The organism is Priestia sp. TGN 0903 (genome assembly GCF_050846855.1).
In the GTDB taxonomy this organism is placed as follows: domain Bacteria; phylum Bacillota; class Bacilli; order Bacillales; family Bacillaceae_H; genus Priestia; species Priestia zanthoxyli.
Genome location: NZ_JBOZGL010000044.1, coordinates 1 through 533 on the forward strand (window position 1 = coordinate 1; position 533 = coordinate 533).

At 71.5% G+C, this 533-nt stretch carries 1 protein-coding gene; it reads left to right on the forward strand.

Annotated features, from left to right (window positions below; translation table 11 throughout):
- Positions 1 to 533 (forward strand): hypothetical protein (locus ACRPLY_RS26825; protein ID WP_432232235.1); only part of this gene is annotated, 533 nt, incomplete at both ends.

The following is a 533-nucleotide window of genomic DNA, read 5'->3' on the forward strand; positions in this document are numbered from 1 at the left end:
GCTCTGAGAATGCTCCCCACGCCGCGGTCGTCGGACACCCACGGCGCGGGCGAGCATGGCACGGGTGGGCCTGACCTGCGCACCGTCGTGACCATGCTCCCCACGCCGGCCGCTGGCGCGTTCAACGACGGCGAGGACGTGGACGCATGGCAGGCCCGCCGAGACTGCGTCAAGGCCGAACTGGGCAACGGCAACGGCTTCGGGATGCCACTGGGTATCGCCGTCGCCACGCTCCCCACGCCTTCCGTGGCCGATGCTACGGGTGGGCATGAGCGACGTGGCGGCGCGCGCGGCGGCGAACTACTACTCAAGGGCATCGCATCCCACGAGCAGTTCGGACAGTACGCCCCTGCCGTCGCCCGTCAGGAGGTCGCGTTCGGGCACCCCGCGCCGTCGCCAACCGAGCCCGGCAAGAACCGGCCACGCCTCGCCGCTGCGTTCGCCGAATGGATGATGGGTCTGCCGCCCGGATGGGTCACCGACGTGCCCGGAGTCACCCGCAACGAGGCGCTGCGGCTGGCAGGCAACGGCGT